Annotated in this window: 24 protein-coding genes and 1 pseudogene; 10 read left to right on the plus strand and 15 right to left on the minus strand. The window is 62.7% G+C overall.

From position 1 onward, the window contains the following. Positions 1-440, plus strand: a 440-nt coding sequence (locus tag NKI58_RS31285; RefSeq protein WP_352854244.1) for a FadR/GntR family transcriptional regulator, incomplete at its 5' end; no start/stop codon positions are given. A 936-nt stretch (positions 441-1,376) separates the two neighbouring features. Here NKI58_RS31285 and NKI58_RS31290 read toward each other — a convergent pair. Beyond that, positions 1,377-2,314, minus strand: a pseudogene (locus NKI58_RS31290) (NAD(P)-dependent oxidoreductase). Positions 2,315-2,459: 145 nt separating this feature from the next. Here NKI58_RS31290 and NKI58_RS31295 point away from each other — a divergent pair. After that, entirely contained in the window at positions 2,460-3,356 is an 897-nt protein-coding gene (locus NKI58_RS31295; protein ID WP_352786684.1) for an NAD-dependent epimerase/dehydratase family protein, read from the plus strand. A gap of 99 nt (positions 3,357-3,455) precedes the next feature. Here NKI58_RS31295 and NKI58_RS31300 read toward each other — a convergent pair whose 3' ends face one another. Beyond that, entirely contained in the window at positions 3,456-3,860 is a 405-nt protein-coding gene (locus NKI58_RS31300) for a VOC family protein (RefSeq protein ID WP_352786683.1), read from the minus strand. A 105-nt stretch (positions 3,861-3,965) separates the two neighbouring features. Here NKI58_RS31300 and NKI58_RS31305 point away from each other — a divergent pair, with 105 nt between their 5' ends. Then, a complete protein-coding gene (locus NKI58_RS31305; protein ID WP_352786682.1) occupies positions 3,966-4,448 on the plus strand; it encodes a MarR family winged helix-turn-helix transcriptional regulator in 483 nt (160 codons plus the stop codon). Positions 4,449-4,610: 162 nt separating this feature from the next. Here the strand turns inward: NKI58_RS31305 and NKI58_RS31310 are convergent, their stop codons facing one another. Continuing rightward, a complete protein-coding gene (locus tag NKI58_RS31310; protein ID WP_352786681.1) occupies positions 4,611-5,099 on the minus strand; it encodes a nucleoside deaminase in 489 nt (162 codons plus the stop codon). A gap of 389 nt (positions 5,100-5,488) precedes the next feature. Between NKI58_RS31310 and NKI58_RS31315 the strand changes: the two genes are divergently transcribed. Beyond that, on the plus strand, positions 5,489-5,641 hold the full coding sequence (locus tag NKI58_RS31315; protein ID WP_352708113.1) for a hypothetical protein: 153 nt from the start codon (positions 5,489-5,491) through the stop codon (positions 5,639-5,641). A gap of 347 nt (positions 5,642-5,988) precedes the next feature. Here NKI58_RS31315 and NKI58_RS31320 read toward each other — a convergent pair whose 3' ends face one another. Next, the gene (locus NKI58_RS31320) at positions 5,989-6,846 is read right to left on the minus strand and encodes an EamA family transporter (RefSeq protein WP_352786680.1); all 858 of its coding nucleotides are present in this window, start codon (positions 6,844-6,846) and stop codon (positions 5,989-5,991) included. Then, on the minus strand, positions 6,843-7,457 hold the full coding sequence (locus NKI58_RS31325) for a nitroreductase family protein (RefSeq protein WP_352786679.1): 615 nt from the start codon (positions 7,455-7,457) through the stop codon (positions 6,843-6,845). Before NKI58_RS31325 ends, NKI58_RS31320 begins: the two co-directional genes overlap by 4 nt. A 110-nt stretch (positions 7,458-7,567) precedes the next feature. Here NKI58_RS31325 and NKI58_RS31330 point away from each other — a divergent pair, with 110 nt between their 5' ends. Further along, entirely contained in the window at positions 7,568-8,569 is a 1,002-nt protein-coding gene (locus NKI58_RS31330) for a LysR family transcriptional regulator (RefSeq protein WP_352786678.1), read from the plus strand. Positions 8,570-8,599: 30 nt separating this feature from the next. After that, complete coding sequence (locus NKI58_RS31335; protein ID WP_352786677.1) at positions 8,600-9,373, plus strand: FadR/GntR family transcriptional regulator; 774 nt, start codon at positions 8,600-8,602, stop codon at positions 9,371-9,373. A gap of 25 nt (positions 9,374-9,398) precedes the next feature. Here the strand turns inward: NKI58_RS31335 and NKI58_RS31340 are convergent, their stop codons facing one another. The 5 genes from NKI58_RS31340 to NKI58_RS31360 all read right to left on the minus strand — a co-directional run bounded on the left by NKI58_RS31340 (position 9,399) and on the right by NKI58_RS31360 (position 14,639). After that, positions 9,399-10,505 (minus strand): Gfo/Idh/MocA family protein, encoded by a 1,107-nt coding sequence (locus tag NKI58_RS31340; protein ID WP_352786676.1) that lies wholly within the window; start codon positions 10,503-10,505, stop codon positions 9,399-9,401. Positions 10,506-10,537: 32 nt separating this feature from the next. Then, complete coding sequence (locus tag NKI58_RS31345) at positions 10,538-11,350, minus strand: ATP-binding cassette domain-containing protein (protein ID WP_023675815.1); 813 nt, start codon at positions 11,348-11,350, stop codon at positions 10,538-10,540. Between the two features lie 14 nt (positions 11,351-11,364). Continuing rightward, the gene (locus tag NKI58_RS31350; protein ID WP_352453289.1) at positions 11,365-12,480 is read right to left on the minus strand and encodes an ABC transporter permease; all 1,116 of its coding nucleotides are present in this window, start codon (positions 12,478-12,480) and stop codon (positions 11,365-11,367) included. A gap of 148 nt (positions 12,481-12,628) precedes the next feature. Further along, positions 12,629-13,597, minus strand: coding sequence for a rhizopine catabolism ABC transporter substrate-binding protein (locus NKI58_RS31355; RefSeq protein ID WP_352647056.1), 969 nt, complete (start codon positions 13,595-13,597; stop codon positions 12,629-12,631). Between the two features lie 67 nt (positions 13,598-13,664). Further along, positions 13,665-14,639 (minus strand): polysaccharide deacetylase family protein, encoded by a 975-nt coding sequence (locus NKI58_RS31360; protein WP_352786675.1) that lies wholly within the window; start codon positions 14,637-14,639, stop codon positions 13,665-13,667. A gap of 363 nt (positions 14,640-15,002) precedes the next feature. On the opposite strand from NKI58_RS31360, the gene NKI58_RS31365 reads away from it, so the two are divergent. Then, positions 15,003-16,247, plus strand: a complete 1,245-nt coding sequence (locus tag NKI58_RS31365; protein ID WP_352825770.1) for a DegT/DnrJ/EryC1/StrS family aminotransferase — start codon at positions 15,003-15,005, stop codon at positions 16,245-16,247. A 169-nt stretch (positions 16,248-16,416) separates the two neighbouring features. Continuing rightward, positions 16,417-16,860 carry an SRPBCC family protein gene (locus tag NKI58_RS31370; protein ID WP_023675820.1) on the plus strand — a complete coding sequence of 148 codons (444 nt, stop codon included), beginning with the start codon at positions 16,417-16,419 and terminating at the stop codon, positions 16,858-16,860. Positions 16,861-16,891: 31 nt separating this feature from the next. Here NKI58_RS31370 and NKI58_RS31375 read toward each other — a convergent pair whose 3' ends face one another. The 5 genes from NKI58_RS31375 to NKI58_RS31395 all read right to left on the minus strand — a co-directional run bounded on the left by NKI58_RS31375 (position 16,892) and on the right by NKI58_RS31395 (position 20,644). After that, on the minus strand, positions 16,892-17,269 hold the full coding sequence (locus tag NKI58_RS31375; RefSeq protein ID WP_023675821.1) for a GFA family protein: 378 nt from the start codon (positions 17,267-17,269) through the stop codon (positions 16,892-16,894). Positions 17,270-17,448: 179 nt separating this feature from the next. Beyond that, entirely contained in the window at positions 17,449-18,915 is a 1,467-nt protein-coding gene (mocR, locus tag NKI58_RS31380) for a rhizopine catabolism transcriptional regulator MocR (protein WP_245274662.1), read from the minus strand. A 4-nt stretch (positions 18,916-18,919) separates the two neighbouring features. Continuing rightward, positions 18,920-19,126, minus strand: coding sequence for a LacI family DNA-binding transcriptional regulator (locus tag NKI58_RS31385; protein ID WP_023675823.1), 207 nt, complete (start codon positions 19,124-19,126; stop codon positions 18,920-18,922). 199 nt (positions 19,127-19,325) lie between these two features. Further along, complete coding sequence (gene iolE, locus NKI58_RS31390; RefSeq protein ID WP_352505532.1) at positions 19,326-20,237, minus strand: myo-inosose-2 dehydratase; 912 nt, start codon at positions 20,235-20,237, stop codon at positions 19,326-19,328. Positions 20,238-20,356: 119 nt separating this feature from the next. Continuing rightward, positions 20,357-20,644 carry a DUF3175 domain-containing protein gene (locus NKI58_RS31395; protein ID WP_352505533.1) on the minus strand — a complete coding sequence of 96 codons (288 nt, stop codon included), beginning with the start codon at positions 20,642-20,644 and terminating at the stop codon, positions 20,357-20,359. A 174-nt stretch (positions 20,645-20,818) separates the two neighbouring features. Between NKI58_RS31395 and NKI58_RS31400 the strand changes: the two genes are divergently transcribed. Continuing rightward, complete coding sequence (locus tag NKI58_RS31400) at positions 20,819-22,051, plus strand: MFS transporter (protein ID WP_352637292.1); 1,233 nt, start codon at positions 20,819-20,821, stop codon at positions 22,049-22,051. Between the two features lie 173 nt (positions 22,052-22,224). Beyond that, a complete protein-coding gene (gntR, locus tag NKI58_RS31405) occupies positions 22,225-23,253 on the plus strand; it encodes an HTH-type transcriptional regulator GntR (protein ID WP_352786673.1) in 1,029 nt (342 codons plus the stop codon). Positions 23,254-23,276 lie beyond the last annotated feature (23 nt).

The following is a 23,276-nucleotide window of genomic DNA, read 5'->3' on the forward strand; positions in this document are numbered from 1 at the left end:
CCTGGTATGCGACCTCGCCGGACCGCGAGGTGTTCCTCAGGACCGTGCAGGAATTCCGCCACATCATCGAGCCGGAGGCCAGCGCCTTTGCCGCGATGCGACGCACCGACGAGCAGATGGCAGAGATCAGCCAGGCTTGCCGCGAGATGGGCGAGGCGACCAATCTGCAGGAGCGCACGCGCGCCGACACGCGGTTTCATCTCGCCATCCTGCGCGCCTCGGGCAACGATCTGCTGGTGCCGCTCGGCGTGCTGATCGAATCGGCGCTCGACCATTTGTTCCAGTTCGTCACCCGCGAGACCAGCGATCAGCGGCGGGCGCAGGCACTGCACGAGGCGATCGAGAAGAACATCCGCCTGCAGCGGCCCGCCGCAGCCCGCGCCGCGGTGCACAGGCTTCTTGCCAACACCGACGATGTCATCGGCCGGTCGCGGCGGTGATTTATGCGCCAGGGCTGGCGTTGCTCCGAACGATTGCAAAACGCGCATTCCTTCGCGCTCCTCTCTGTCCTGCCGGACATCTCCCCCACGAGGGGGGAGATTGGATGCCATTTCGGCTTTCGCTGATCATCAACGCTAGGCAATGAGGGCGGCGACCTCGGGTGGGAAAGGAATTCGGACTTTTTTGCCGTCGCAGCTATTTTGTTCTTGCTTTGTGCCGGCAGCTATGCTACTAATTTTGGTATGGTGCTAATTGGCTCCAACGACCCGCCCACCGAGGCGGTTTTTTTGTTTTTGGCCTCTTCCGATCGGAAGTGCGCGTGCTTTGGTGCTCAGACTTCTCGCCACGTTATCGGCCGGTTTCGGCGCTGATTCGATCGTTTCTCGGCCAACTGCGTGTAAGTCGGGTCAACCAGCAACGAAGGTCGATCATTCCCGTTAGTCGCAAATCGCAAATTTAGGAGATTAGCCGAAACCCTCCCTTCGTCATCCCTGGGCGGAGCAAGGAGCGAAGCGACGCGGCGCAGACCCTGGGATCCATGCCGTTACCTTGCGGCAGTGCTCCAGCAGACCAGAACCAAACGCTGCCACCCGGTCCTGCGAAAAAGCCCGAAGCACTCTGGGACTGGTCGTCTCGATCAATTCGGTCTTCCATTGGCGGAGCCAGCGCTTCCGCAGCTTCTGGCTCGCGGTCATGGTGGAAGGGCGACGAGCGCAATGGCGGATACAAGCGCCGTTCTGAGCCGCTGCATTCTTCGGCTGATGTCACGGCATGGATCCCAGGGTCTGCGCGACGTCGCTTCGCTCCTGCTGCGCCCTGGGATGACGAAGGTGTAGTGTCATATGCTAATCGCCAGCGTTGGAGATTGGCGGATGTAGCTGGTCGGCAGCGAACGTTTGCAGTTGCGACACTCCCAGGCGTTAATCCCAACGTTCTCAGATCGTCTGGTTCTTGCCGTCCCTGGTCGGCATGAGGTCGACGCCATTGACCTTGCCGATATGCGTGGCCAGCATCGGCACATACTGGTCGGCGGGGCCGGCCGCGAAGGCGCCGGCGAAGGCGTTCTTGGTGGCGTTGCCGAGCGGGTTGGCGATGCCGGCAGCACCCGCCATGGACTCGAGATAGGTGAGGTCCTTGAAGGCATTGGCGATGGTGAATTTGTGCGCGTCGCGGTCGCCTTCCAGCGTCCAGCGCATGAAGGTCTGGTAGAAGCCGCAATCCATGCGGCCGTTGCGGATGACGCTGTCGAAGCGCGGCGGCGAGATGCCGACCTTCTGCGCCAGCGCCAGCGCCTCGGAATAGATCGCGGCATAGCCGAGCGAAATGAAATTGTTGAGCAGCTTCATGCGGTGGCCATCGCCGGTGTCGCCGATGTGGACGATGCGTCCGGCCCAGGTTTCGAGCACCGGCTTCAGCCGGGCAAAGACCGCATCGGGGGCGCCGACCATGGCGTCGAGCGTGCCTTCCCAAGCCTCCTTCGGGGTGCGGCTGAGCGGGGCATCGACATAATCGACGCCGAGCCCCTTGAGTTCGGCGGCCAGCGCCACCGTCGAAACGGGATCAGAGGTCGAGCAATCGACGACAACCGATCCCTGCTTCAGGCCTTCCTTGAGGCCGCCTGGGCCGCGGATGATGGCTTCGACCTCGCGCGAGCCGGTGACGCAGATGAAGACGATATCGGATGCCGCCGCGACATCGCGCGAGGTCGCCGCTTCCTTGGCACCGCGGCCGAGCAGGTCTTCTGCCGGTTGCGGTTCTTGCGGCCGAGAAACGTCAGCGGATAACCCTTGTCGACGATGTTCTTCGCGATCCCGTGCCCCATCAGGCCAAGCCCGATGAAGCCGATCTTTTCGCTCGCGGCGGTCGTGTTCATGTCGTTTCGTCCTATTTGCAGTGATGGATGACGGCGCTGCACCTTGCCGGCGAATTGTTGAAGCGGGTTTTTGCCGCATGCCATGGCAGGCGATTGCAGAGTTCGATATTGTCTGACAATACACATGAATTCCAGGGAGAGCAAAATGACAAAGCGGATCATGTTCACCGGCGGCAGCGGCAAGGCCGGGCGCCATGTCGTGCAGTATCTGGTCGAGCAGGGCTGCCAGGTGCTCAACATCGACACCAAGCCGCTCGACAATCCCAAGGTGCGCACGCTGATCACCGACATCACCGACAGCGGGCAGGTGTTCAATGCGCTGTCGAGCTATATGGGCCTGCATGAATTCGACCCGTCGCTGCGCTCGCAGCCGGTCGATGCGGTCGTGCATTTCGCGGCGATCCCGCGCATCATGATCACGCCCGACAATGAGGTGTTCCGCATCAACGCGCTCGGCACCTACAACGTCATCGAGGCCGCGGTGAAGCTCGGCATCCGCAAGGTGGTGATCGCCTCCAGCGAAACGACCTACGGGCTGGTATTCGCCAACGAGCCGCGCAACCCGACGCATTTTCCGCTCGACGAGGCGTACGACGTCGACCCGATGGACAGCTACGCGCTGTCCAAGGTCGTCAACGAGAAGACGGCGCGCGTCTTTGCCTTGCGCAGCGGCTTCGACATTTATGCCTTGCGCATCGGCAACGTCATCGAGCCGCACGAATATTCGCTGTTTCCGAAATGGTTCGCCGATCCGGGTTTCCGCAAGCGCATCGCCTGGAGCTATATCGACGCGCGCGACCTCGGCCAGATCACGCTGCGCGCCATCGAGAAGGACGGGCTCGGCTATCAGGTGTTCAACGCCGCCAATGACGACACCTCGTCCGATCTGCCGACGGCCGAACTGCTGAAGCGGTTTTATCCCGACGTGCCGGTCAAGGGCGAACTTGGCGAATACGAGACGCTGCTCTCCAACCGCAAGGCGCGCGACATGCTCGGCTTCCGGCCGGAGCACAGCTGGCGGAAATACGTCAAGACGACCTGACGGGCGCAACTGACGCGGAACCGGCACTGGGCCAGCCCGCAATTGCTCGTCATGAGGCTAGGCTCATGACCCGCTACGACCGATGCGCCTACCCTATGTTCAGGCGTTCGCCGTCGGGTTCATCCATACGATTTCCCAGACATAGCCATCCGGGTCTTCAATGTGGCGGTTGTACATGAAGCCAAGATCCTGTGCCGGGTTGGGATCGGCGCGACCGCCCGCCGCAACCGCGCTGGTCAGTGTTGAATCGACGGCGTCGCGGTTATCGACAGTGAGGACGATCATTGCCTGGCTGTCGCGCCGTGCGTCGCCGATTGGGCGTTTGGTGAATTCGCGGTAGTGGTCATGGGTCAGCAGCATCACCCCGATCGTGTCCGAGAACATGAGCGAGGTGGATTTCTCGCCCGAAAACTGCGGGTTCACAGTGCCGCCTAGCGCCACGTAGAACGCCGTCGAGGCCGACAGGTCACGGACAGGCAGGTTCACGAAAATCATTTTGGGCATCGATTTCGCTTTCTCCAGGGCTGCGCGCTGCGCTATTGTCTTGCTGCAATGTTAGTAGATGCAATGTATCTTGATTGCAAGATACAGGCCGAGGGAATATTTGCCATGGATCGCGCCGAGGCCGCAGCTAAGCAATGGGCCCGCGAGCGCCCCGATCTTCCGTCGTTACCTGTTGAAACGGTAGGTCGTCTGCTTGATGCCGCCGCACGGGTCATCCGCGATCACATGAACCCGTTGCTCAAAGAAGCAGGCCTGAATGTAGGTGAGTTCGATGTGCTCACGCCGCTCAGGCGCGCCGGTGAACCCTTTATGCTTTCACCTACTCAGCTCTACGAATCGGCAATGATCTCCTCGGGCGGCATGACGAGCCGCCTGGACCGGCTGGAGCGCGCTGGGCTGGTTGAACGACGCCCCGATCCCAACGACCGGCGCGGCAAGCAAATTGCGCTGACGACCGGCGGCAAGCGCGCGATAGACGATTTGATCGGTCCAATGGTGGCGCTCGAAGAGCAATTAATCTCCGTGCTGACGCCGGCGGAGCAAGAAACTCTTAACGCTCTACTTAAGAAATTGCTCACCGGCCTTTGAATTAGAACTGTTTTGTCGTTCACGGTAACGCCGAACCGATCTATATTTTTTTGTTTTGAGGCAATTCCGGGCGGAAACTCGTTTCACACTTTTCCTGGAATTGCTTCAGGTCGTGGTCCACGTCAGCAGTCACCTTTGCCCCTGAATCAATGAGTCCTGACCCTACTTGTCTTTCCAGAATTCGGCCTGGAGTTGCGCCGCTTCATCGGCAAGCAGCGGGCCGACGACTTCAGTCGGACGCTGCCCAGCTTCGAAGACGATCCTGCAGGGCAGGTCGAGTGTGGGGTTCTCGACATGTGCGCCCGTCAACCCCTTGAGGTCATGTTCGCTCTGCCCAAAGACGACCCGTCCGATGCCCGCCCAATAGATTGTCCCGGAGCACATCGCGCAAGGTTCGGCCGAAGTGTAGAGTGTGCAAGAGGCCAGCTTTTCGAGACTGACATTCATCCCTGCCCACGAGGCCAGCAGCCTTTCGGCATGAGCGGTGCGGTCGCCCCCTCCGGCTTTGTAACCATTGGGCTGCTCGCGCAACACATTGCCGTCCTTGTCGGCCAGGAGCGAACCAAAGGGATGTTCGCCAGCATCGCGGGCCTTGCGCGCGACTTCGAACGCCTGACGGAGCAGACGCTCATCATACGGGCGTTGTGGCATCGGCAGATCCTCCGGCAGCTGCAGCGGGGTCTTTGCCGTCGTCAATCACTTCGTCGGCTTCCTCGCCTGTCGCAATGCGCATGACATGGACTGCGTTGCCGATCACATCGGCGGGGCGCTTCTGGCCTCTAGGACCGGTTGGTATAGGCTGGCTTCCCAAGTGTCCGGGCATCATTCATGCAGTCGGCCTTTATAGCCTCATAGTCCGGGCCCTGCCGTTCAACCGAGCGTCCGTCATAATGGCGACCGCTAAATCGGTACAAGCCAGCTGAGACCTCGCCAGAGGTAAACGTCCAACCTTCCAATGCGTCTTGATTGTGATCGCTCACGATTGCTCCCATGCTTTCCGGTAAGCATACAGGAGCTCAGCCCGATATGGGAAATGCATATTGCATTCCGTCAAATTTCAAACTGAGACACTACCGGCCGCTGGCGTCACTGGCAAGCTTTGGGAAATCAGTGATATCGTCGCGCTGATCCAAGCCAAAGAGGCAGAGAAGCCTATGGTTCGCGGCCAAAAAGCAGGGAGTGAGGACATTTGAAGTACGAGTGGGCGAACAATCCTCACTTGTTTATTCCAATAACAGCATGTGTCGTTGTCTTGGCCCTGAGTTTCGCAGCCATGTTCGTCGCACTCCTAAGCATAATTCTGCGCACCGATTTCTATGGGTCAATCGATGAGCAGAACCTTCCATGGGGCGAACGACTGGGGAAGCGAGACGCAAGGCTTCGTGCTGGATTTTGGTCAGCGCGCTTCCTGATACCGCGCCGGGTGATTGCATATGGTGCTGTTGTGTTCTTCTGCAGCTTCGGTTCGGTCGAGCTTATTTTAACCGTCTTCGGCCATCCGTCTTGATCGAATTTTCAAACTGACCCACTACCATCAGGCTCAAGACTCGTTGCGATTGGGCCGTTGAGCCAGCCAGATGCTGCCGATGACGAAAACGACGCCGGCGATTTGAGGCAAGGTCAGTGTCTGATCCAGGAATACCCATCCAAGCAGCACGGCGGTCACCGGGCTGAGGAAAAGCAGCGATGACACCACCGAAGATTCGAGTCGCGCAATGCCCCGGAACCAGAGGACATAAGTCAGCGCCGCACCGATCAGGCCGAGCCACACCAGTCCAAGCAGGTTGGCCGCGGTCGGGAACGGGATGGGTGGTTCGAAAAGCAGGACCACCGGAACGAGAAGGAGACCACCGGCAGTCAGTTGCCATGCCGTAAAGGCGAGCAGCGATGCTGGCGGCTGCCACTTGCGGCTCAACACGCTTCCGAAGGCCATGGAAGCCGCCCCGGCGAGGCCGGCGGCTACGCCGACCGCATCGAGCGTCGCATTCGGGGTCAACACCAGCAATGCCACACCTGCGATCCCGACAAGGGCGGCGACAATCGCCAACCGGCGGACAGGGCTGGCAAGCAGGGCAGCTGCGAGGAAAATCACAATCAATGGCTGGACCGACAGCACGGTCGCCGCGACCCCGCCCGGAAGCCGGTAGGCGGCGACAAACAACATGCTCAGGAAGATCGAGATGTTGAGGGCTCCGAGGACGAAACTGCGCAGCCACCAGATGCCCGTTGGCAGTTGCCGAACGATCGCCAGCAGCAGCAATCCGGCGGGCAAGGCACGCAGCATTGCGACCGTCATCGGCGAAAAGTTGGGCAGGAACTGCGTGGTGACGATATAGGTGCTGCCCCATATTGCGGGTGCAATGGCTGTAAGCAACAGATCGGAACGGTGCGTTTTCATAAGATTTCCAGTACTTCGGCAAGAGGGCGGCGCGGCTTTTGCGGCCAGTTGCCGGGCGCGGCGCGGCCGGCCGCGACGAGCATCACCGGCACTTCATTGCGCGCAAGGCCGAACTCGCGGGCCACGCCTTCGGCATCGAAGCCTGCCATCGGACCGGAGACGAGCCCCAGCGCTTCGGCTGCGAAAATCAGCGTTGCGGCGCCAAGCGTTGCCGAGCGCACGGCTTCGTCGCGGGCCGCTAGAGGATCGGCATATTGTGCGCGGGCGCCCTCCTGCCAGCCCGAAGCCATATCCGCCGGCATGAAGCCGGCTTCGACGAAAGGACGCAGCCTTGCATCGAGGGCAGCGTGGTCGGGGAGTACGCCGCAGATGATGAAGGTGACCGCTGCTTCCTGCACCTTCACCTGGCCGTGGGCCACGCTGCGCAACCGCGCCTTTGCTTCCGGCGTCCGCACGGCGATGAAACGCCAATTCTGAAGGTTGTAGGCGCTTGGCGCGCGCGTTGCGAGACGTGCCAGTTCCTCGATCTCGGCATCCGTCAATGCATGCGAGGCATCGAACCGATTGGCCGACATGCGTCGCTCGATAAGGGAGATTGCGGGGTTGGTCATCATGTCATTCCAAACCTGAAAAAGTCGTTCGGAAAGCAGATAGACAATTTACCAAGGAGCGGTAATATGCAACAATTGCAAGACATTATTTACTGGAAGAGAATGGTGCGATGGATCGCCTGACGGCGCTGCAGGTTTTCCGCCATGTGGCGCAACTGAACAGCTTTGCCGAAGCCGGACGGCGGCTCGGTCTCTCGCCTCCCGCGATCAGCAAGAATATCGCCGAGCTGGAGGCGCATCTGGGGGTGCGGCTCATCAACCGGACAACGCGGCGCATGGCGCTGACTGAAGAGGGCAGGATCTACCTGGAGCATGTCACGCAGGGGCTCGATGCGCTGGCCAGGGCCGACCAGGTGCTCGGCCCGATCAAGACGGCGCCGAGCGGCACGTTGCGGGTCAGCGCGCCGATGACTGTCACGTTGACGCGGCTTTCGGCTGCCATCCCCGCGTTTCTATCGCGCTATCCCGATTTGAAGCTCGATCTGCACCTTGACGACAGGCGCGTCGATATCGTGCGGGAGGGATTTGACCTTGCCATTCGCGGCAGCGACAATCTCGAGGATTCCAGCCTGGTCGCCCGAAAGCTTGCGGTCATGCCGCACGTGCTTTGCGCAGCTCCGTCTTATTTCGAGAAGCATGGCCGGCCCAAAGCGCCTGCCGATTTGAAGGCGGCCAATTGCATCCGGTTCAGCCTCTCGGGGCATGCGGACATATGGGAATTCCGCAAGGACGGCCGTACCGAGCGGATCGCCATCGACGGACGATATTCGGTTTCTTCAAGCCTTGCCGTGCGCGATGCGTTGCGTGCCGGCTTCGGCGTCAGCCTGATCCCCTATTCCTATGTCGAGAGCGACCTGAAAGCAGGCCGGCTGCAATCGGCTCTGGATGACTGGGACAAGGTCGAAACCACACTCTACGCGGTCTATCCGGCACGGCAGCATCTTGCCCCGAAAATCCGCGTCTTCCTTGATTTCCTGATCGAGGAATTCAGCCGGGACAAAGAGAAGTCGGTCGTCCCTCTCCGGCGTGAGCGCTCGGCAAAGCGCGGTGTCGGCGAGGGGACGGATGCGGAAAATCAAGCTGAGATATTGCCGGCGATTTCATCTCCTTGACACGCCTCCAAATCCGGACTTTGTGGAGCCATGCAGGACGCGAAGCCGAATAAGGGAAAGACAGCGGCCGAGGCGTTCGCCGAACGCACGAGCGGTATCCGCCGTGCCGATGCGGCGCGCATGCCGGGCTCGAGCGTGCATGCGTCGCTCGCCAACGAGATCGGGCTGAGGATCGTGCGCGGCGATTATCCGCCGGGAACCATCCTGCCCAACGAAGCCAAATGGTCCGAGACCTTCGACGTCAGCCGCTCGGCGGTGCGCGAAGCCATAAAAATGCTGATGGCGAAGAGCCTATTGGCGTCACGCCCGAAGATCGGCAGCTGGGTCGAGCCGAAGGAGCGCTGGAACCTGCTCGATCGCGACGTGCTGGCCTGGTATGCGACCTCGCCGGACCGCGAGGTGTTCCTCAGGACCGTGCAGGAATTCCGCCACATCATCGAGCCGGAGGCCAGCGCTTTTGCCGCCATGCGGCGCACCGACGAGCAGATGGCCGAGATCAGCCAGGCCTGCCGCGAGATGGGCGAGGCGACCAACCTGCAGGAGCGCACGCGCGCCGACACGCGTTTTCATCTCGCCATCCTGCGGGCCTCGGGCAACGACCTGCTGGTGCCGCTCGGCGTGCTGATCGAATCGGCATTCGATCATCTATTTGCTTATACCACGCGGGAACTCGACGATTTGCAGCATGCGCAGAGGCTGCATGAGGAAATCGAGAAGAGCATCCGCCTGCAGCGGCCGGACGCGGCGCGCAATGCGGTGCGCAAGCTGCTGGCCAATACCGACAGCGTCATCAAGTCCAGATAGCGCCGTTCGGCTACAGGTGGAGTGCTCAGTCGAAGGGTGCGGTCGCGAGATGCCGCCGGGTCAGCCCGATCAGCAGCGCCTGGTCGCGGGCGGCGTGTTCGGGTGGGTTGACGACGGCATCGCCATTGACGATCGCTGCCCAGAAGCCACGCATCTCTTCGACGAAGGCTTCGGCGTAGCCGGCACGCAAATCTTTCTTCGACAGCGTGTGACCGTCCGAGGTCGTCACCGTCAGCCGGGTCGGATGATGGTTGAGCCAGGGCGAGGGGAATTCGAGCTCGAGGCTGGCATCGTCGAAGAACAGCGTGATCCGCTCCTTGTAGTCGGCGAGCTTGGGCACGGTGAGATGCGTCATGGTCCACAGTGCCTGCCCGTCCAGCAGCCTGACGGCGCCGTGGCCGCCGTCGCCATTGGCAAAGATCTGCGCGCCGACGACCTCGCCGTCCGGCACGCCGAGCGCATCGAGCAGGCCATGGACGGCATTGACATCGTGAATCAAGGCCGAGCTGTAAGCGCCGGTAAATCCACGGAAAGCGAGATCGGTCAGATGCACGCCGACGGCCTCTTCGACCTGGCGCTTCTGCTTGGCCGCGACAGCGGCGATCATGTCCTTCGGGATATCGGTGCCGCGCCTGTAGGGCTGGTGGGCGATGAACGGCCAGGCGTCGGGATCGTTCACTTCCACCGAGACCGAACGCAGCGTGCTCGATGTGCCCGGCAGCGAAGCGAGCGCCAGCCGGTAGCTCGGATCGAAGCGCTTCATATAGCCGACTTGCATGATTTTCCTGGCGGCATCGCGCGCGGCGACGATCTCGGCGATTTCCGCCAGCGAATAGCAGAGCGGCTTTTCGCAAAAGACGTGCAGGCCGCGCGCCAGCGCCGCCAGCACCTGTTCGTGATGCAATGGGTCCGGCGAGCCGATCACCACCGCGTCGAGGCGCTGGTCGAAGAGCTGGTCGACCGTTTCGAAATTGGCAACGCCATGGGTGTCGGTGACGAATTGCCGCGAAATCTTCGAGGGATCGGCGACGCCGACCAGCTCGAACAATTCACCGAGGCGCTGCAGGTTGGGGATATGCTCGACCTGCGAGATCATGCCGGCGCCGACGACCCCGACGCGTAACCTGCTCATGCCATCATTCCCCGCAATGTCCGATTGTCAGCTCAAGGCGCCGCAGGCGGCCGGTTGCCGATCTGGGCGAGCAGGCCGGCAATCTCCGCCTCGACCGCTTTCAAATCCTCGCCGCCCGACATGATCGAGATGACCTCGTCGCGCGAAATCTCGGATTTGGCGTAGGTGCCGCGATTGCGGCCGCGGTTGAGCAGCGTGAAGGTGTCGCCGACCGGATAGGCATGGTGGATGTTGTGGCTGATGAAGATCACGGCCAAACCCCGCATGCGTGCTTCGATGATGAACTTCAGCACCATCGCCGCCTGGTGGACGCCGAGTGCGGAAGTCGGCTCGTCGAGGATCAGCACGCGCGCGCCAAAATGCACGGCGCGGGCGATCGCCACCGACTGGCGCTCGCCGCCCGACAGCGTGCCGACGGCCTGCGTCGGATCGCGCACGTCGATGCCGATATCGGCCATCGCCTGCCTGGCGATGGTGTTGGCGCGCTCCTTGTCGATGCGCGAGAAGGGCAGGCTGCTTTTGGTCGGCTCGCGGCCGAGGAAGAAGTTACGGGTGATCGACATCAGCGAGATCATGCCGAGGTCCTGGAACACCGTTGCCACGCCGAGCTCCTGCGCGTCGCGCGGGCTGCGGAAGGTGACCGGCTTGCCGTCGACCAGGATTTCGCCCTTGCTCGGCCGATAGACGCCGGACAAAACCTTGATCAGCGTCGACTTGCCGGCACCGTTATCGCCGAGCAGGCAGTGGACCTCGCCCGGATAGACCTTGATGTCGATGTCCTGGAGGGCGCGCACCGAGCCGAAATTGACGCTGACGCCGCGCAGTTCCATTGCCGGTTCGGTCATTTGGGCCGGTTCGGTCATTTGCCACCTCCGCGGCCGAGCGCCTTCAGCCTGATGTAGTTGTTGACCAGCACGGCCATCAGGATGACGATGCCGAGGAAGACCTTGAACCAGTCGGTGTCGATGCCGGTGTAGAAGATGCCCATCTGCACCAGCCCGAAGATCAGCGCGCCGAACAGCACGCCATAGACGGTGCCGTAGCCGCCGGTGAGCAGCACGCCGCCGATGACGGCGGCGATGATCGCCTCGAATTCCTTGAGCAGGCCGCGCGTGGTGTCGGCGGAGCCCGCCTCCATCACCTGGATGGTGGCAAGCAGTGTCGCCGCGCAGGCGGTGTAGACGAACAGGCTGATCTTGACGCGATCGACCGGCACGCCGACGTTGCGGGCTGCGATCAGGTCGCCGCCGGTGGCGAAGATCCAGTTGCCGTATTTCGTCTGGGTAAGCACGTAGCCGGCCAGCGCCGTCAGGCCAAGCCACCAGACGATCGACATCGGAATGCCGGCGACGAAGGGAATGCCGTCGCTGCGGGTGGCGATCCAGCCTTGCGCGCCCATCCAGTGGAACAGGCCGGTGAGCAGATGGCCGTTGAAAATGCCGGCCGTTGCCGGGTCCGGTACGCCTTCGAGTATGTAGGGGATCTGGGTGCGGCCGGTGACGGCGCGGGTGATGCCGATCGACAATCCGCGCAGGATATAGAGCGTGGCGAGCGTGACGATGAAGGAGGGCAGACGCGTCTTCACCACGATCAGGCCGTTGAGATAGCCGGTGAGGATGGCAACGGCGAAGGCACAGGCGATGCCACCCCATAGCGGCAGGCCCCAGTACTTCACCGTCAGCCCGATGACGACACCGGCAAAGCCGACCATGGAGCCGACCGAAAGATCGAACTCGCCGGCGATGATGAGGAGTGCTGCCGCGGTGGCGACGATGCCGAGCTCCGCCGACAGCGTCAGGAAAGTCATCGATCCCTGCAGCGAATAGAGGTTTGCCGCGCCCGGCAGCAGCGCAAAGATGATGATCGTCGCAAGCAGCCCACCGGCGGCACCGGCTTCCGGCCGGCGCAGCCACTGGGTCAGCTTGCCGGTGCTGGCCAGCCGCTCGTCGGCGCCGGCGGCCCGCTTCGACGTCATCCCGAAGCGGTCGGTCGCCTTCAGTTCGCCCGGAGGTATCGCCTTGTCTTCCACGACCGCCATTAGGCTCTCCAATCGCTCAATTCGCAATCTTCGAACGCATCGGGAGAGCGCTTGGCGCATTCTCCCGTTCCGTCGGAGCGCTTGCCTAGCGGATGCCCTCTTTGGCGAGCGCCAGGATCGCCTTGGCTTTTTCCGGCGAGTCTATGAACAGCGGTCCGGTATAGGCGTTGTTCTGCGGCCAGAAGCCGTGCGTTGCCTGCTCGACCAGATAGATCACCGGCAAATAGCCCATCAGATATTGCTGGGCGTCCATGCCGAAGCCCATTTCGCCGGCGACGACAGAATCGAGGACCTCCGGGCTGATGTCGAACGTGTAGAGCTTGAGCTTGCCGAACAGTTCCTTGTCGCGGAACATCGGGATCAGCGGATTGGCGGCGGTGGCGCCAAGCGCAAAGACCGCCTGTGTATCCGGATGCGCCGACAGATAGGCCTCGGTACGGCGCTGGACGTCGGCGGGATCCGGCGCCACGGCCAGAACCTCGGTGCCGCCGCCGGAGGGCTTCAGCCCGTCATTGAGGCCCTGGCAGCGCTGGTCGAGGCTGACATTGCCGACCTCGTGGTTGATGCAGACGACCTTGAGCGTGCCTTCCTTGGCCAGCCGCTCGCCGGCCTTCTTGCCGGAATCATATTCGGAAACGGTGCCGACATAGAGCGTCGTGCCGAGCTCGGCGCCTTCCTTCTCGCCGGAATCCAGAACCACCATGGGAATATTGGCGGCAAGCCCGGATTTGACCGATTTGCCGAGCGCATTGGCGTCGGCGATGGAGACGGCGATGCCGTCCGGCTTGGTGGCGATGGCGGCGTCCAGAAGCCGGGCCTGCTCGACCACGTCGAAGACCTGCGGCGCGTAATATTCGACCTTGGCGCCGGTAAGGGCGGCCGCGTCATCGACGCCGCGCTTGACCACCGACCAATAGGGATCGGACGCCGACCCATGCACTACGAAGGTGATGCGGACGTCCTTCGGATCCTTCAGGCCCGCGGCATGCGCAATGCCTGTCACCAGGCCCGCCGAGACGAAGGCGCCCAATGCCACTTTCAGAAGAGTTTTCATCTTATTCTCCCATTTATCGTTGCAGTTCCAATCCCTCTGGCGCCGTTTTCCGGCCGCGACGATCGGCTCACGTTGCGGATCGGGTGGCCGCTTTGCGGGCCTTTGCCGACGCCAATCGCTGTTCGCCCGCGTTGTTGCCGCGGGCTGTTGTTGATAATCGCCCGGCCGAGAGTGCTGCGCGAAGCTCCTCGCGCAACGGCTTCATGCCGATGACGTCGATCGGCTGTGCGGCGAGCCAGTCGCGAAAGCCCTGGTCGCGGAACAGCTCGTACTCTTCGGTGCGGATATAGGCGGAGCGCGGCTCGATCAGCTCGAGTTCACCGGGCGCGTTGCAATGCAGGCAAAAGAAGGTCAGGCCCTCGCGCACACCCTCGATGAGCGCCTTGTAAGCCGGCTCGATCGGCCTGGAGCGCGGCCGGCCCCAGGTCGTCTGGATGGCGGCGTCGAAAATGGCAAAGCCGCCGGCACGGGCCAGCGCCACGCCGCGCTGGAACGCCTCCTCGGTGACGCCGACCAGATTGTCGTTGGGGGAATAGGCGGACAGGGTCTTGGTCAGCAGCACGGGCAGCTGATATTCGAGCCCGAGCTTGATGTAGATAGCGCAGAATTCCGGCGACAATGCCGCGCCCATATGCGCGTCGAGATGGGTGACGTCGATGCCGGCGCGATAGGCGGTGTCGATCTGGGCGCGAAGCTCGGCCTCGACCGCCTGCGGCACCGCCTTGCGGCGCGTGGTCACCACATCCGGCCAGAAGAAGCCGAACTCGTCGGTCAGGCCGGCCGCCCGCGACGGCGCGGTCAAGGGCCGCCATTTGTAGTGCTGCTTCTCGCTGTTCAGCGTCAGGTGGACGCCAAGGTCGAGGCCAGGATTGGCGGCGGCGCTTTCGGCCATTTCGAGGAACCACGCGCACGGCACCATCACCGCGCCGGAACTGCAGACACCCAGCCCGCTCAATTCGAGGAAGGCGCTGTTGGCGCCGTGGCACATGCCGACATCGTCCTCGTGGAGCACGATCCGTTTGCTGGAGCCGGCGGCGTTCACGACCGGCCGCCTTCCCGCCGGCGCGCCGGTTTCGAGGGTCTTCCAAAGTGTGTCCCGTATTTCATGGAACCAACCGTTTGCCCAACTGGCCGGAATGGAACGCCGAAACCTGCCTTTCCGACAGGGCCACTTTGGCGAATTCGGATGGGTACGATTTGCCTGCCGGCTGAGACACTTAGCTGCCGATTTCCCCAATCACGGTTCAAAACCAGTCATAGGAACCGTCTTCCGGGCGCAGATGGCTTGGTCGAATAGCGGCGGAGTGGTTCTTTCAAACTGTGCCGACAAGCCTACAGCTGTCCACACCATCAAGCGACCACATTATCAAGTGACCCACACTGTCAAGTGACTTGGAGGCCTGTCATGTACACCGCCGGCGAAGAGGAAATCGAAGCCATTGCCAGGGTGATCCGCTCGGGCGCGCTGTTTCGTTACGGCAAGGACAGCGAATGCGACCGCTTCGAGGCCCGCTATGCGCAGCATCTTGGCGTCGAGCATTTCGCGCTGGCCGCCAGCGGCACCTATGGGCTCGCCGCCGGCCTGATCGGCCTCGGCATCGGCCCGGGGGACGAAGTGCTGGTGCCGGCGCACACCTATATGGCGACCGCGACCGCGGTGCTGTCGGTCGGGGCCATTCCCGTCATCGTCGACGTCGACGAGAGCCTGACCATCGATCCCATCGCCTTGCGCGATGCCATCGGGCCGCGCACCAGGGCGGTCATCCCGGTGCATATGTGGGGCGCTGCCTGCAACATGAATGCGATCATGGACATTGCTGCCAAGCGCGGCTTGCTGGTGCTGGAGGATGTCTGCCAGGGCATCGGCGGCGGCTATGAGGGCCGCAAGCTCGGCTCGATCGGCCATGCCGGCGCCTATTCCTTCAACTACTTCAAGAACATGACCTCGGGCGAGGGCGGCGGCATCGCCACCAGCGATCCGAAAGTGGCGGAGCGGGCGCGCTGCGCCATCGACCCTTGCCATTTCTACTGGCAGGGCAGAAGCGACAGCATCAAACCCTTCGCCGGCATCGGCGCGCGTGCTTCCGAACTGATGGGGGCGATGCTCAACGTCCAGCTCGACCGGCTGGACGGCATCATCGAGGCGATGCGAGCCGAGAAGAAGACGGTGCTGGCCGGTACCCGCCACCTTAGCAATCTCGGCCTGACACCGTCGCCGATGAACAGCCCGGACGACGATTGCGCAGCGCAGCTTATGTACCTGCTGCCGAGCGAGCAGGCGGCGCAGACTTTTTCGAAAACCATTCCCAGTGTCGTTGCCGGCAAGACCGGCCGTCACAATTTCACCCAGTGGGACCAGGTGCTGATGCATGAAGGCGCGCATCATCCGGCGCTCAATCCTTACGCACTGCCCGAGAACCAGGGCCTGCGGCTGGATTATTCCGACGACCTCGGCAAGCGCTCGCTCGACATCCTCAACCGCACCGTGATAGTCGCCATGAACCCGGCGCACAGCGATGCCGACATTCAGGACATGATCCACAACATCGACGCGGCGGCGCGGGTGGCGCTGGAGAATGCTTCGCTCGATGATATCGAATTGCGCAAGGCGGCACCGGTTGATCTGCAGAAGTTCGACAGTGTGAACTAGGTCAGATCCGGCGCGGTTTGCTACCCTGCGGTCGAGTTCCTTGTCCGGCGGCCGGGCGAGCATTCCGGCCGGCATTACCGGTCGCCAAAAAATCCGCAGGCCCGTGTCGGATAGGCCGGGCTCCGCTCGTCCTAGGGGGCATCGATCACCAACACGGAGGATTAACGATATGCCCGGCACCGTACGGCTGCACCGCGTTCTGACAACAAGCCCGGAGAAAGTCTACCGCGCGTTCCTCGAAGCGGATGCACTTGCGAAATGGCTTCCGCCGAACGGGTTCACCTGCACGGTTCATCACTTCGAGGCGAAAGTCGGCGGTACGTTCAAAATGTCCTTCCGCAACTTCACCACCGGCGACAGCCACTCGTTCGGCGGCGAATATGTCGAGCTCGTCCCCAATGAGCAGCTGCGCTACACCGACCGCTTCGACGACCCCAACCTGGCCGGCGAGATCGAGGTGACCGTGACATTGAAGAAAGTGTCGGTCGGCACCGAAGTGAATATCACGCAGGCAGGTATTCCAGACGCCATCCCGGTTGAGGCCTGCTATCTCGGCTGGCAGGAGTCGCTGCGAAATCTGGCGAAGCTCGTTGAACCCGAGATCAACCAGTAAGATAAAGCGCTGCCCTGGCGGGTTGGCGTCGCTAACCGGAAACCCAGGGATGACGCCGTTCTTCCCATCCAACATGCGCCGGGGCCGGAAAGGCGGGATCGGCGAAGCAGCCGACCGCGACGGCGATCCATTCAGGCTTTCGCTCGGGCTCCCAGAAGACGCTCGAGCCGCAGCCCGGGCAGAAATGGAAAATGACGTGATGGCCGCTCCGAGCCGATCGCCTGTAGGTACTGGCGTCGCCTTCGGCTTCTACCTTGTCGCGCGCAAAGAAGGCGGCGACGCCGTATGTGCTGCCGGTCCGTTTCTGGCAGTCGAGGCAGTGGCACTGTGCGACCAGCTGCGGCTCTCCGTTACAGGAGATCCTCAGTTGCCCACAGGCACAGGATGCGGTTCTCATGGCAATCCTCATGGTTCAGATGAATGCGTGCCCGCCGTACCGGCGGTGGGCATGCTTCTGGTTTTCGGGGTGGTTCGGCCTTGGGAAGCGCGCTTTGCGCGAACGCCGAAAAACAAGGATCGACGCCCCATCTTCCTAATCACTGCGGGCGATTGACTCAATCCCGCGGTGAACGAGATGGAGAGCCGGCTCTAGCTTCTGTCCAATCTTAGAAACGCGGCGCGCAGCGCCAGCACGGCGCGCAGGATCTGGCGTTCGTCCATCGCTGCATAGCCGAGCAACAGGCCGTGCTCGGGTTCTGTGGAATGGTAGTTGATCGAGATGCCCTGGACGTCGAGCCCTTCCTTGACGGCCGCGGCAACCACGTCGCTGTCCTTATAGGGCCTGACGAAGCTCGCCAGCAGCTGCATGCCGGAATCGTTTTCCGTGACGGTCAGCCATTCGGCCAGATGCTCCTGGCATAGCTTGACGAAGTTCGCCTGCCGGCGCGCATAGAGCCGGCGCATGCGTTTGAGATGCGTGGCGAAATAGCCCTGGGTGATGAAGTCGTTGACCGTTGCCTGCAGGATCAGCGGCGCGAACTGACCGGTGATGCTCACCGCCCGGTCGAAGGGCACCGACAATTCGCGCGGCACGATCAGATAACCGATGCGCAGCGCCGGGATCAGCGTCTTGCCGAAGCTGCCGATATAGACGACGCGGTCGGCATGATCGAGCCCGCGCAGCGCCGGCACCGGCCGGCCGCGGAACCGGTATTCGCCGTCATAGTCATCCTCGACGATCCAGGCGCCGTTGCGTTCGGCGATGTCGAGCAACTGCAATCGCTCCTCGATGCGCATGATGGTGCCGAACGGCCACTGGCAGGATGGCGTCACATAGATCAGCCGCGGCGGCGGCAGCTCCGGATCGGCAAGATGCCAGCCGCGCCGGTCGACCTTCAACGGTGCCAGCCTGGCGCCGCTGGCGAGAAAGGCGCTCTTGGCGCCGAGATAGCCGGGCTCCTCCATCCAGACATGGTCGCCTTCGTCCATCAGCACGCGCGAGACGAGATCGAGTGCTGCTTGCGCACCGGTGACGATGATCACCTGGTCGGCGGTGCAGCTGATGCCGCGCGACAGGCCGATGGTCGAGGCAATGGCCTGACGCAGGCCGGGGTGGCCGGCAAAGGAGAGATAACCAAGCAGGCTCTCGTCGCGGCTGCGTGCATTGCGCACCAGAAGGCTTGACCAGATGGTGAACGGAAACGATGCCGTTTCAGGCACGCCCGGATGGAAATTGATGACGCCGGCATTACGCGGCGGTTGCGGGCCGTTGACGATGGTCTGACCGCGCCGCGACAGCTTTTGCGGCGCTGCCAGTCCGGCGCGCAGGGATGCCAAGGGGCGGTTCTGCTGGATCGGCGCCACCCAGGTGCCCGATCCGGCACGCGCCTCGATAAAACCTTCGGCAAGGAGCTGGTCATAGGCGGCGATGACCGTGTTGCGCCCGACCTTCAGATCTTCGGCCAGCGAGCGCGTCGACGGCAGCAGCGTGTTCTGCGGGATCTGGCCGTCAAGGATGAAGCGTCGCAAGGCGCCGTAGATCTGACGATGCATCGGTTCTTCCGAAGCACGGTCGACCGACATGATGTCGAGGGAAAGGCGCATGTGGTCGGCCACGGCACTATCCCCCGACGGACCGGGCGGCGCGGGCGATCTTTTCCTCGTTGAGCCGGCAGACAGTGTCGAGCACCAGTCGCCTGGTTTCGGGGCGGATCTCGCGGCTGTTCTTCAGCGCGCGATGCACGGTGGCGGCGCCAAGTTCCGCCTTCTCGGCAATCTCCCGGATGGTGCAAAGCCGTTCCATGCCAAGCGCAGCTTCGAAAGCCATGTCGCTCCTCCTCGGTTGCATCAAGGCACGGCTTCCGGCCGGCCTCAAGCTTGAAAGTCGGGGTTTTAATCCAGAGCCGGGATTCTGCGATCCGCGCCGCGCAGGGAGCAAGGCGGCGCGGATCGCCGGGCGCTTTCGCGTCGCTAACCCCATCGAGGCGCGCGCCCATTATGTTCCTCCGGCTCGCAATGCGGGCCGGTCAGCCTGCCTTCCGAGTCGCCACTTCGAAGCCGGCCTCGCGGGCGGTGGCGAGCAGCGAGAAATAGCCTTTGCTGGCATAGGTCAGCGGATGCGCCTTGGCCGGATCCTGCTCGGCTTCGACAACGAGCCAGCCTTCATAGCCGCGCGCAGCGAGGGGTTTCAGCAATGACAGGAAATCGACCGAGCCGTCGCCGGGCACGGTAAAAATGCCGTCCATTACCGCCGCCATGAAGCTCATGTCCTCGCGGCGTGCCCGTTCCAGCACCGCCCTGCGAACGTCCTTGCAATGGAAATGCACGATACGGTCGAGATGCCGTTGCAGCAGCGATTGCGGGTCGCCGCCCGAAAACAGGCAGTGGCCGGTATCGAACAAAAGGCCGACGCTTCGGCCCGTCGCCGCCATCAGCCTGTCGACTTCATCGTCCGTCTCGACGATGGTGCCCATGTGGTGGTGGAAGGCCATGCCGACCCCGAATGCAGCCATGCGGTCGGCGAGGGCGGTCAGTTTCTTGCCATAGGACGGCCAGTCCCTGTCGGCGAGGCGCGGACGCTCGGAGATCGGTGCGAAAATGCCGTCATGGCGACCGCGCGAGGTGTCGGCGTAGACGACGATCCTGGCGCCAAGGTCGCGCAACAGCTGAAGATGTGGGGTGATCGCCGCGAATTCCTCGTCGACCGTGCGGTCGAGAATGCGGCCATCATACCAGCCGGAAACGAGTTCCAGGCCATAGGAAGACAGGAGCGGCCCAAGCACTTCAGCCTGGCGCGGAAATTTGCCGCCGAGTTCGGTGCCGCGGTAGCCGGCCAGCGCCGTTTCCGACAGGCAAGTCTCCAAGGACGTATCCCCGCCAAGCGCCGGAACGTCGTCATTGCTCCAGGTGATGGGATTGATGCCGATCTTGACCGTCATGACGCCAGGCTTTTGCGGGCTTGGGAAGACAAGCCGAGCCTGCAGACTGGCGACAAAGAGGCCCTGTCACTAGGTCCAGTTCAGCCGAATTTGGCAGAACCAATTAATGGTGACCGATTCTAGTCTTCCTTTGGGCGGCCAAAAAGGACGCGCAGTTCATCCTTTGCGTCCTCCAGCACTTCCTTCTGCGCCGCCGGCAGGTTCTTGCCGGCGCGGTTGATGTAGAAATTCAGCATCGACATGGCGGATTGAAACGGCCCTGCCTTGCGTCGGTCGCTGTGCTCGGCCGATCGCTTCAACGAGGCGGCGATTTTCCTTGGATCGTGGGATTCGAAGATATGTTCCTCGAGGTCCAGCGCGTCACTGTGCTCGGTGACGTCGGCGGACCATTTCCGTTGCGCGGTCATGGCAAACTCCTTCCACTAGGTCGTTGCCGGAAAACGCCTTATGGCGCACCCCTGTTCCACTTCGGCCCGAATTGCTGGAGCCACGGATTTGCCTGTCGTGGCGCTGCTCGGCGATGCGAATGCGCCGATAGTGGTCAGAACCGCCGATTCAAGAACTGCGGACAGGAAACGCTCTTGACCCCAATCGTCTCAAGCCAGGCAGGAAGTTCCGGCATCGACAGTGCCTATGCCTGGATACGGCTCGGCGTCTCGATGCTGCTGGCAACGATCGGCGGGGTCGGCATGTGGGCGGTGGTCGTGGTGCTGCCTGCCGTGCAGGCAGAATTCGGCGTCGATCGCGCCGCTGCCTCGATGCCCTACACCGCGACCATGGTCGGCTTTGCCGCGGGCAATGTGCTGTTCGGCCGCGCCATCGACCGCATGGGGTATTGGATCCCGGCGCTGATTGCCGCGATTACACTTGGCGCCGGCTTCATGCTGGCGTCGTTGACCAGTTCGATCCTGCAGTTCACCCTCGTCCAGGGCCTGTTGATCGGCGTCGGCTCGTCGGCGATCTTCGGCCCTTTGATCGCCGATATCTCGCATTGGTTTAACCGTCGCCGCGGCGTCGCGGTGACGGCTGCCGCGTCCGGCAACTATCTCGCCGGAGCGATCTGGCCGACGGCGATGCCCTATGTCATGCAGACCGAAGGCTGGCGCTTCACCTATGCCGCGATCGGCGTCGTCTGCCTGGTCACCATGGTGCCCTTGATCCTGCTGCTCCGGCGCGGCGCACCGCCCCAGGCGGCTCCGGGATCGCCGGGCAGCCGCGTGGTCCAGCCGATCTCCCTGTCGCCGGCGGCCTTGCAGGCGCTGCTCATCGTGGCCGGGCTCGGCTGCTGCGTGGCGATGTCGATGCCGCAAGTCCATATCGTCGCCTATTGCATGGATCTCGGCTACGGCGTGGCGCATGGCGCCGATATGCTGTCGATCATGCTGGCGGCGGGCGTCGTCAGCCGGCTTGGCTCGGGTTTCCTTGCCGATCGCATCGGCGGCGTGAAAACCCTGCTGATCGGCTCGGTGCTGCAATGCCTGTCGCTGTTGTTCTATATCCCGTTCGACGGGCTTGCCTCGCTTTATGTCGTCTCGCTGGTCTTCGGCCTGTCGCAAGGCGGCATCGTGCCCTGTTATGCGATCATCGTGCGCGAATATATGCCAGCCAAGGAGGCTGGCCAGCGCGTCGGCATCGTCATGATGGCGACCATTTTCGGCATGGCGATCGGCGGCTGGATGTCGGGCTGGATCTACGATCTGACCGGTTCTTATGCCGCCGCGTTCCTCAACGGCATTGCCTGGAACCTGCTGAATATTTTGGCCATGCTGCTGCTGCTGTGGAAGGCCCGGCGCAGCGCTGCTGTGGCGGCCTGAAGCACAGCGGTACGGATACAGTCTCTCCGGCCGTCGCTTGACAACAGCCGAAGGCTGCGCGACGCCAGACAAGGTGTGGCAACGGGCCAGTTTGGCATGGCAGCAGTTTCAAAAACGCTGAACATCGTTTCACGGTCGCGTGTGGGCGGTTGCCCGGCGTCCGGACGAGTACGGTGATCAAGCCGCGCTCGCGCCGCGGCGGCGGCCGCCCGACCATCGCCGATGTCGCCCGCAAGGCCGGCGTCGGCGCCATTACCGTATCGCGCGCCCTGCGTGAGCCGGGGCGTGTCTCGGAAGATCTGCGCCGCCAGATCGAGTCGGCCGTGAACGAGCTCGGCTATGTGCCCGACCCGAATGCGCGGGCGCTGGCTTCGGCGCGCGCCGAGGTCTTTGGCGTTCTGGTGCCGTCGCTTACCAACAACGTCTTTGCCGAAGTGGTGCGCGGCATCTACGACAGCCTGTCGGACGGCCCTTTCCGGATTCAGCTCGGCAACACCCACTATTCCGGCCTCGAGGAAGAGCGGCTGCTGCAGGTGTTTGGCCCGCAACGCCCAGCGGCGCTGATCGTGGCCGGCATCGACCAGACGCCGGCGTCGCGAAAACTGCTGGAAACGGCAGGCCGTCCGGTGGTGCAGGTGATGGAGACCGGGCCCGATCCGGTCGACATGATGGTCGGCTTCTCGCATTTCGAGGGCGGCAAGGCGGCTGCGGAACATCTGATCGAGGCAGGCTATCGCCGGATCGGCTTCATCGGTGCGCGCATGGATCCGCGTTCGCAGCGGCGGCTTGCCGGCTATCGCGCGGCGATGGAGGCGGCCGGCCTGTTCGATCCGAGGCTCACCACCACGACGCCGGTGCCCTCCAGCGTCACCCTCGGCCGCGAATTGTTCCGCGACGCGCTGGCCAAGGTGCCGAGCCTCGATGGGGTGTTCTGTAACAATGACGATATCGCCCTTGGCGTGCTGTTCGAATGCCACCGCGCTTCGATCGCCGTGCCGAAGACGATCGGTATCGTTGGCTTCAACGATCTCGACATGATGGAGGTGGCCTTTCCGTCGGTCACCAGCGTTCGGACCTACCGCTACGAGATCGGCCGGCGGGCGGTCGCCATGGCGCTTGCGGCGATCGAAGGCAACAGGCCAGAGCAGCGGGTCGTCGACCTTGGCTTCGAACTCAAGCGACGTGAGAGCACGGCGCGCTGAAGCGAGCTTCGACGCAATGGCGC

Source organism: Mesorhizobium sp. M0522 (genome assembly GCF_040321085.1).
Taxonomy (GTDB): domain Bacteria; phylum Pseudomonadota; class Alphaproteobacteria; order Rhizobiales; family Rhizobiaceae; genus Mesorhizobium.

What these genes read in the sequence shown, in the direction of transcription:
- NKI58_RS31365 (WP_352825770.1), top strand. Translation starts at nt 15,003, where the DNA reads ATGTACACCGCCGGCGAAGAGGAAATCGAAGCCATTGCCAGGGTGATC.
- NKI58_RS31325 (WP_352786679.1), bottom strand. Translation starts at nt 7,457, where the DNA reads ATGACCAACCCCGCAATCTCCCTTATCGAGCGACGCATGTCGGCCAAT.
- NKI58_RS31395 (WP_352505533.1), bottom strand. Translation starts at nt 20,644, where the DNA reads ATGACCGCGCAACGGAAATGGTCCGCCGACGTCACCGAGCACAGTGAC.
- NKI58_RS31345 (WP_023675815.1), bottom strand. Translation starts at nt 11,350, where the DNA reads ATGACCGAACCGGCAATGGAACTGCGCGGCGTCAGCGTCAATTTCGGC.
- NKI58_RS31370 (WP_023675820.1), top strand. Translation starts at nt 16,417, where the DNA reads ATGCCCGGCACCGTACGGCTGCACCGCGTTCTGACAACAAGCCCGGAG.
- NKI58_RS31310 (WP_352786681.1), bottom strand. Translation starts at nt 5,099, where the DNA reads ATGCCACAACGCCCGTATGATGAGCGTCTGCTCCGTCAGGCGTTCGAA.
- NKI58_RS31330 (WP_352786678.1), top strand. Translation starts at nt 7,568, where the DNA reads ATGGATCGCCTGACGGCGCTGCAGGTTTTCCGCCATGTGGCGCAACTG.
- NKI58_RS31320 (WP_352786680.1), bottom strand. Translation starts at nt 6,846, where the DNA reads ATGAAAACGCACCGTTCCGATCTGTTGCTTACAGCCATTGCACCCGCA.
- NKI58_RS31355 (WP_352647056.1), bottom strand. Translation starts at nt 13,597, where the DNA reads ATGAAAACTCTTCTGAAAGTGGCATTGGGCGCCTTCGTCTCGGCGGGC.
- NKI58_RS31300 (WP_352786683.1), bottom strand. Translation starts at nt 3,860, where the DNA reads ATGCCCAAAATGATTTTCGTGAACCTGCCTGTCCGTGACCTGTCGGCC.
- NKI58_RS31340 (WP_352786676.1), bottom strand. Translation starts at nt 10,505, where the DNA reads ATGAGCAGGTTACGCGTCGGGGTCGTCGGCGCCGGCATGATCTCGCAG.
- NKI58_RS31350 (WP_352453289.1), bottom strand. Translation starts at nt 12,480, where the DNA reads ATGACGTCGAAGCGGGCCGCCGGCGCCGACGAGCGGCTGGCCAGCACC.
- NKI58_RS31335 (WP_352786677.1), top strand. Translation starts at nt 8,600, where the DNA reads ATGCAGGACGCGAAGCCGAATAAGGGAAAGACAGCGGCCGAGGCGTTC.
- NKI58_RS31295 (WP_352786684.1), top strand. Translation starts at nt 2,460, where the DNA reads ATGACAAAGCGGATCATGTTCACCGGCGGCAGCGGCAAGGCCGGGCGC.
- iolE (WP_352505532.1), bottom strand. Translation starts at nt 20,237, where the DNA reads ATGACGGTCAAGATCGGCATCAATCCCATCACCTGGAGCAATGACGAC.
- NKI58_RS31375 (WP_023675821.1), bottom strand. Translation starts at nt 17,269, where the DNA reads ATGAGGATTGCCATGAGAACCGCATCCTGTGCCTGTGGGCAACTGAGG.
- NKI58_RS31305 (WP_352786682.1), top strand. Translation starts at nt 3,966, where the DNA reads ATGGATCGCGCCGAGGCCGCAGCTAAGCAATGGGCCCGCGAGCGCCCC.
- NKI58_RS31385 (WP_023675823.1), bottom strand. Translation starts at nt 19,126, where the DNA reads ATGGCTTTCGAAGCTGCGCTTGGCATGGAACGGCTTTGCACCATCCGG.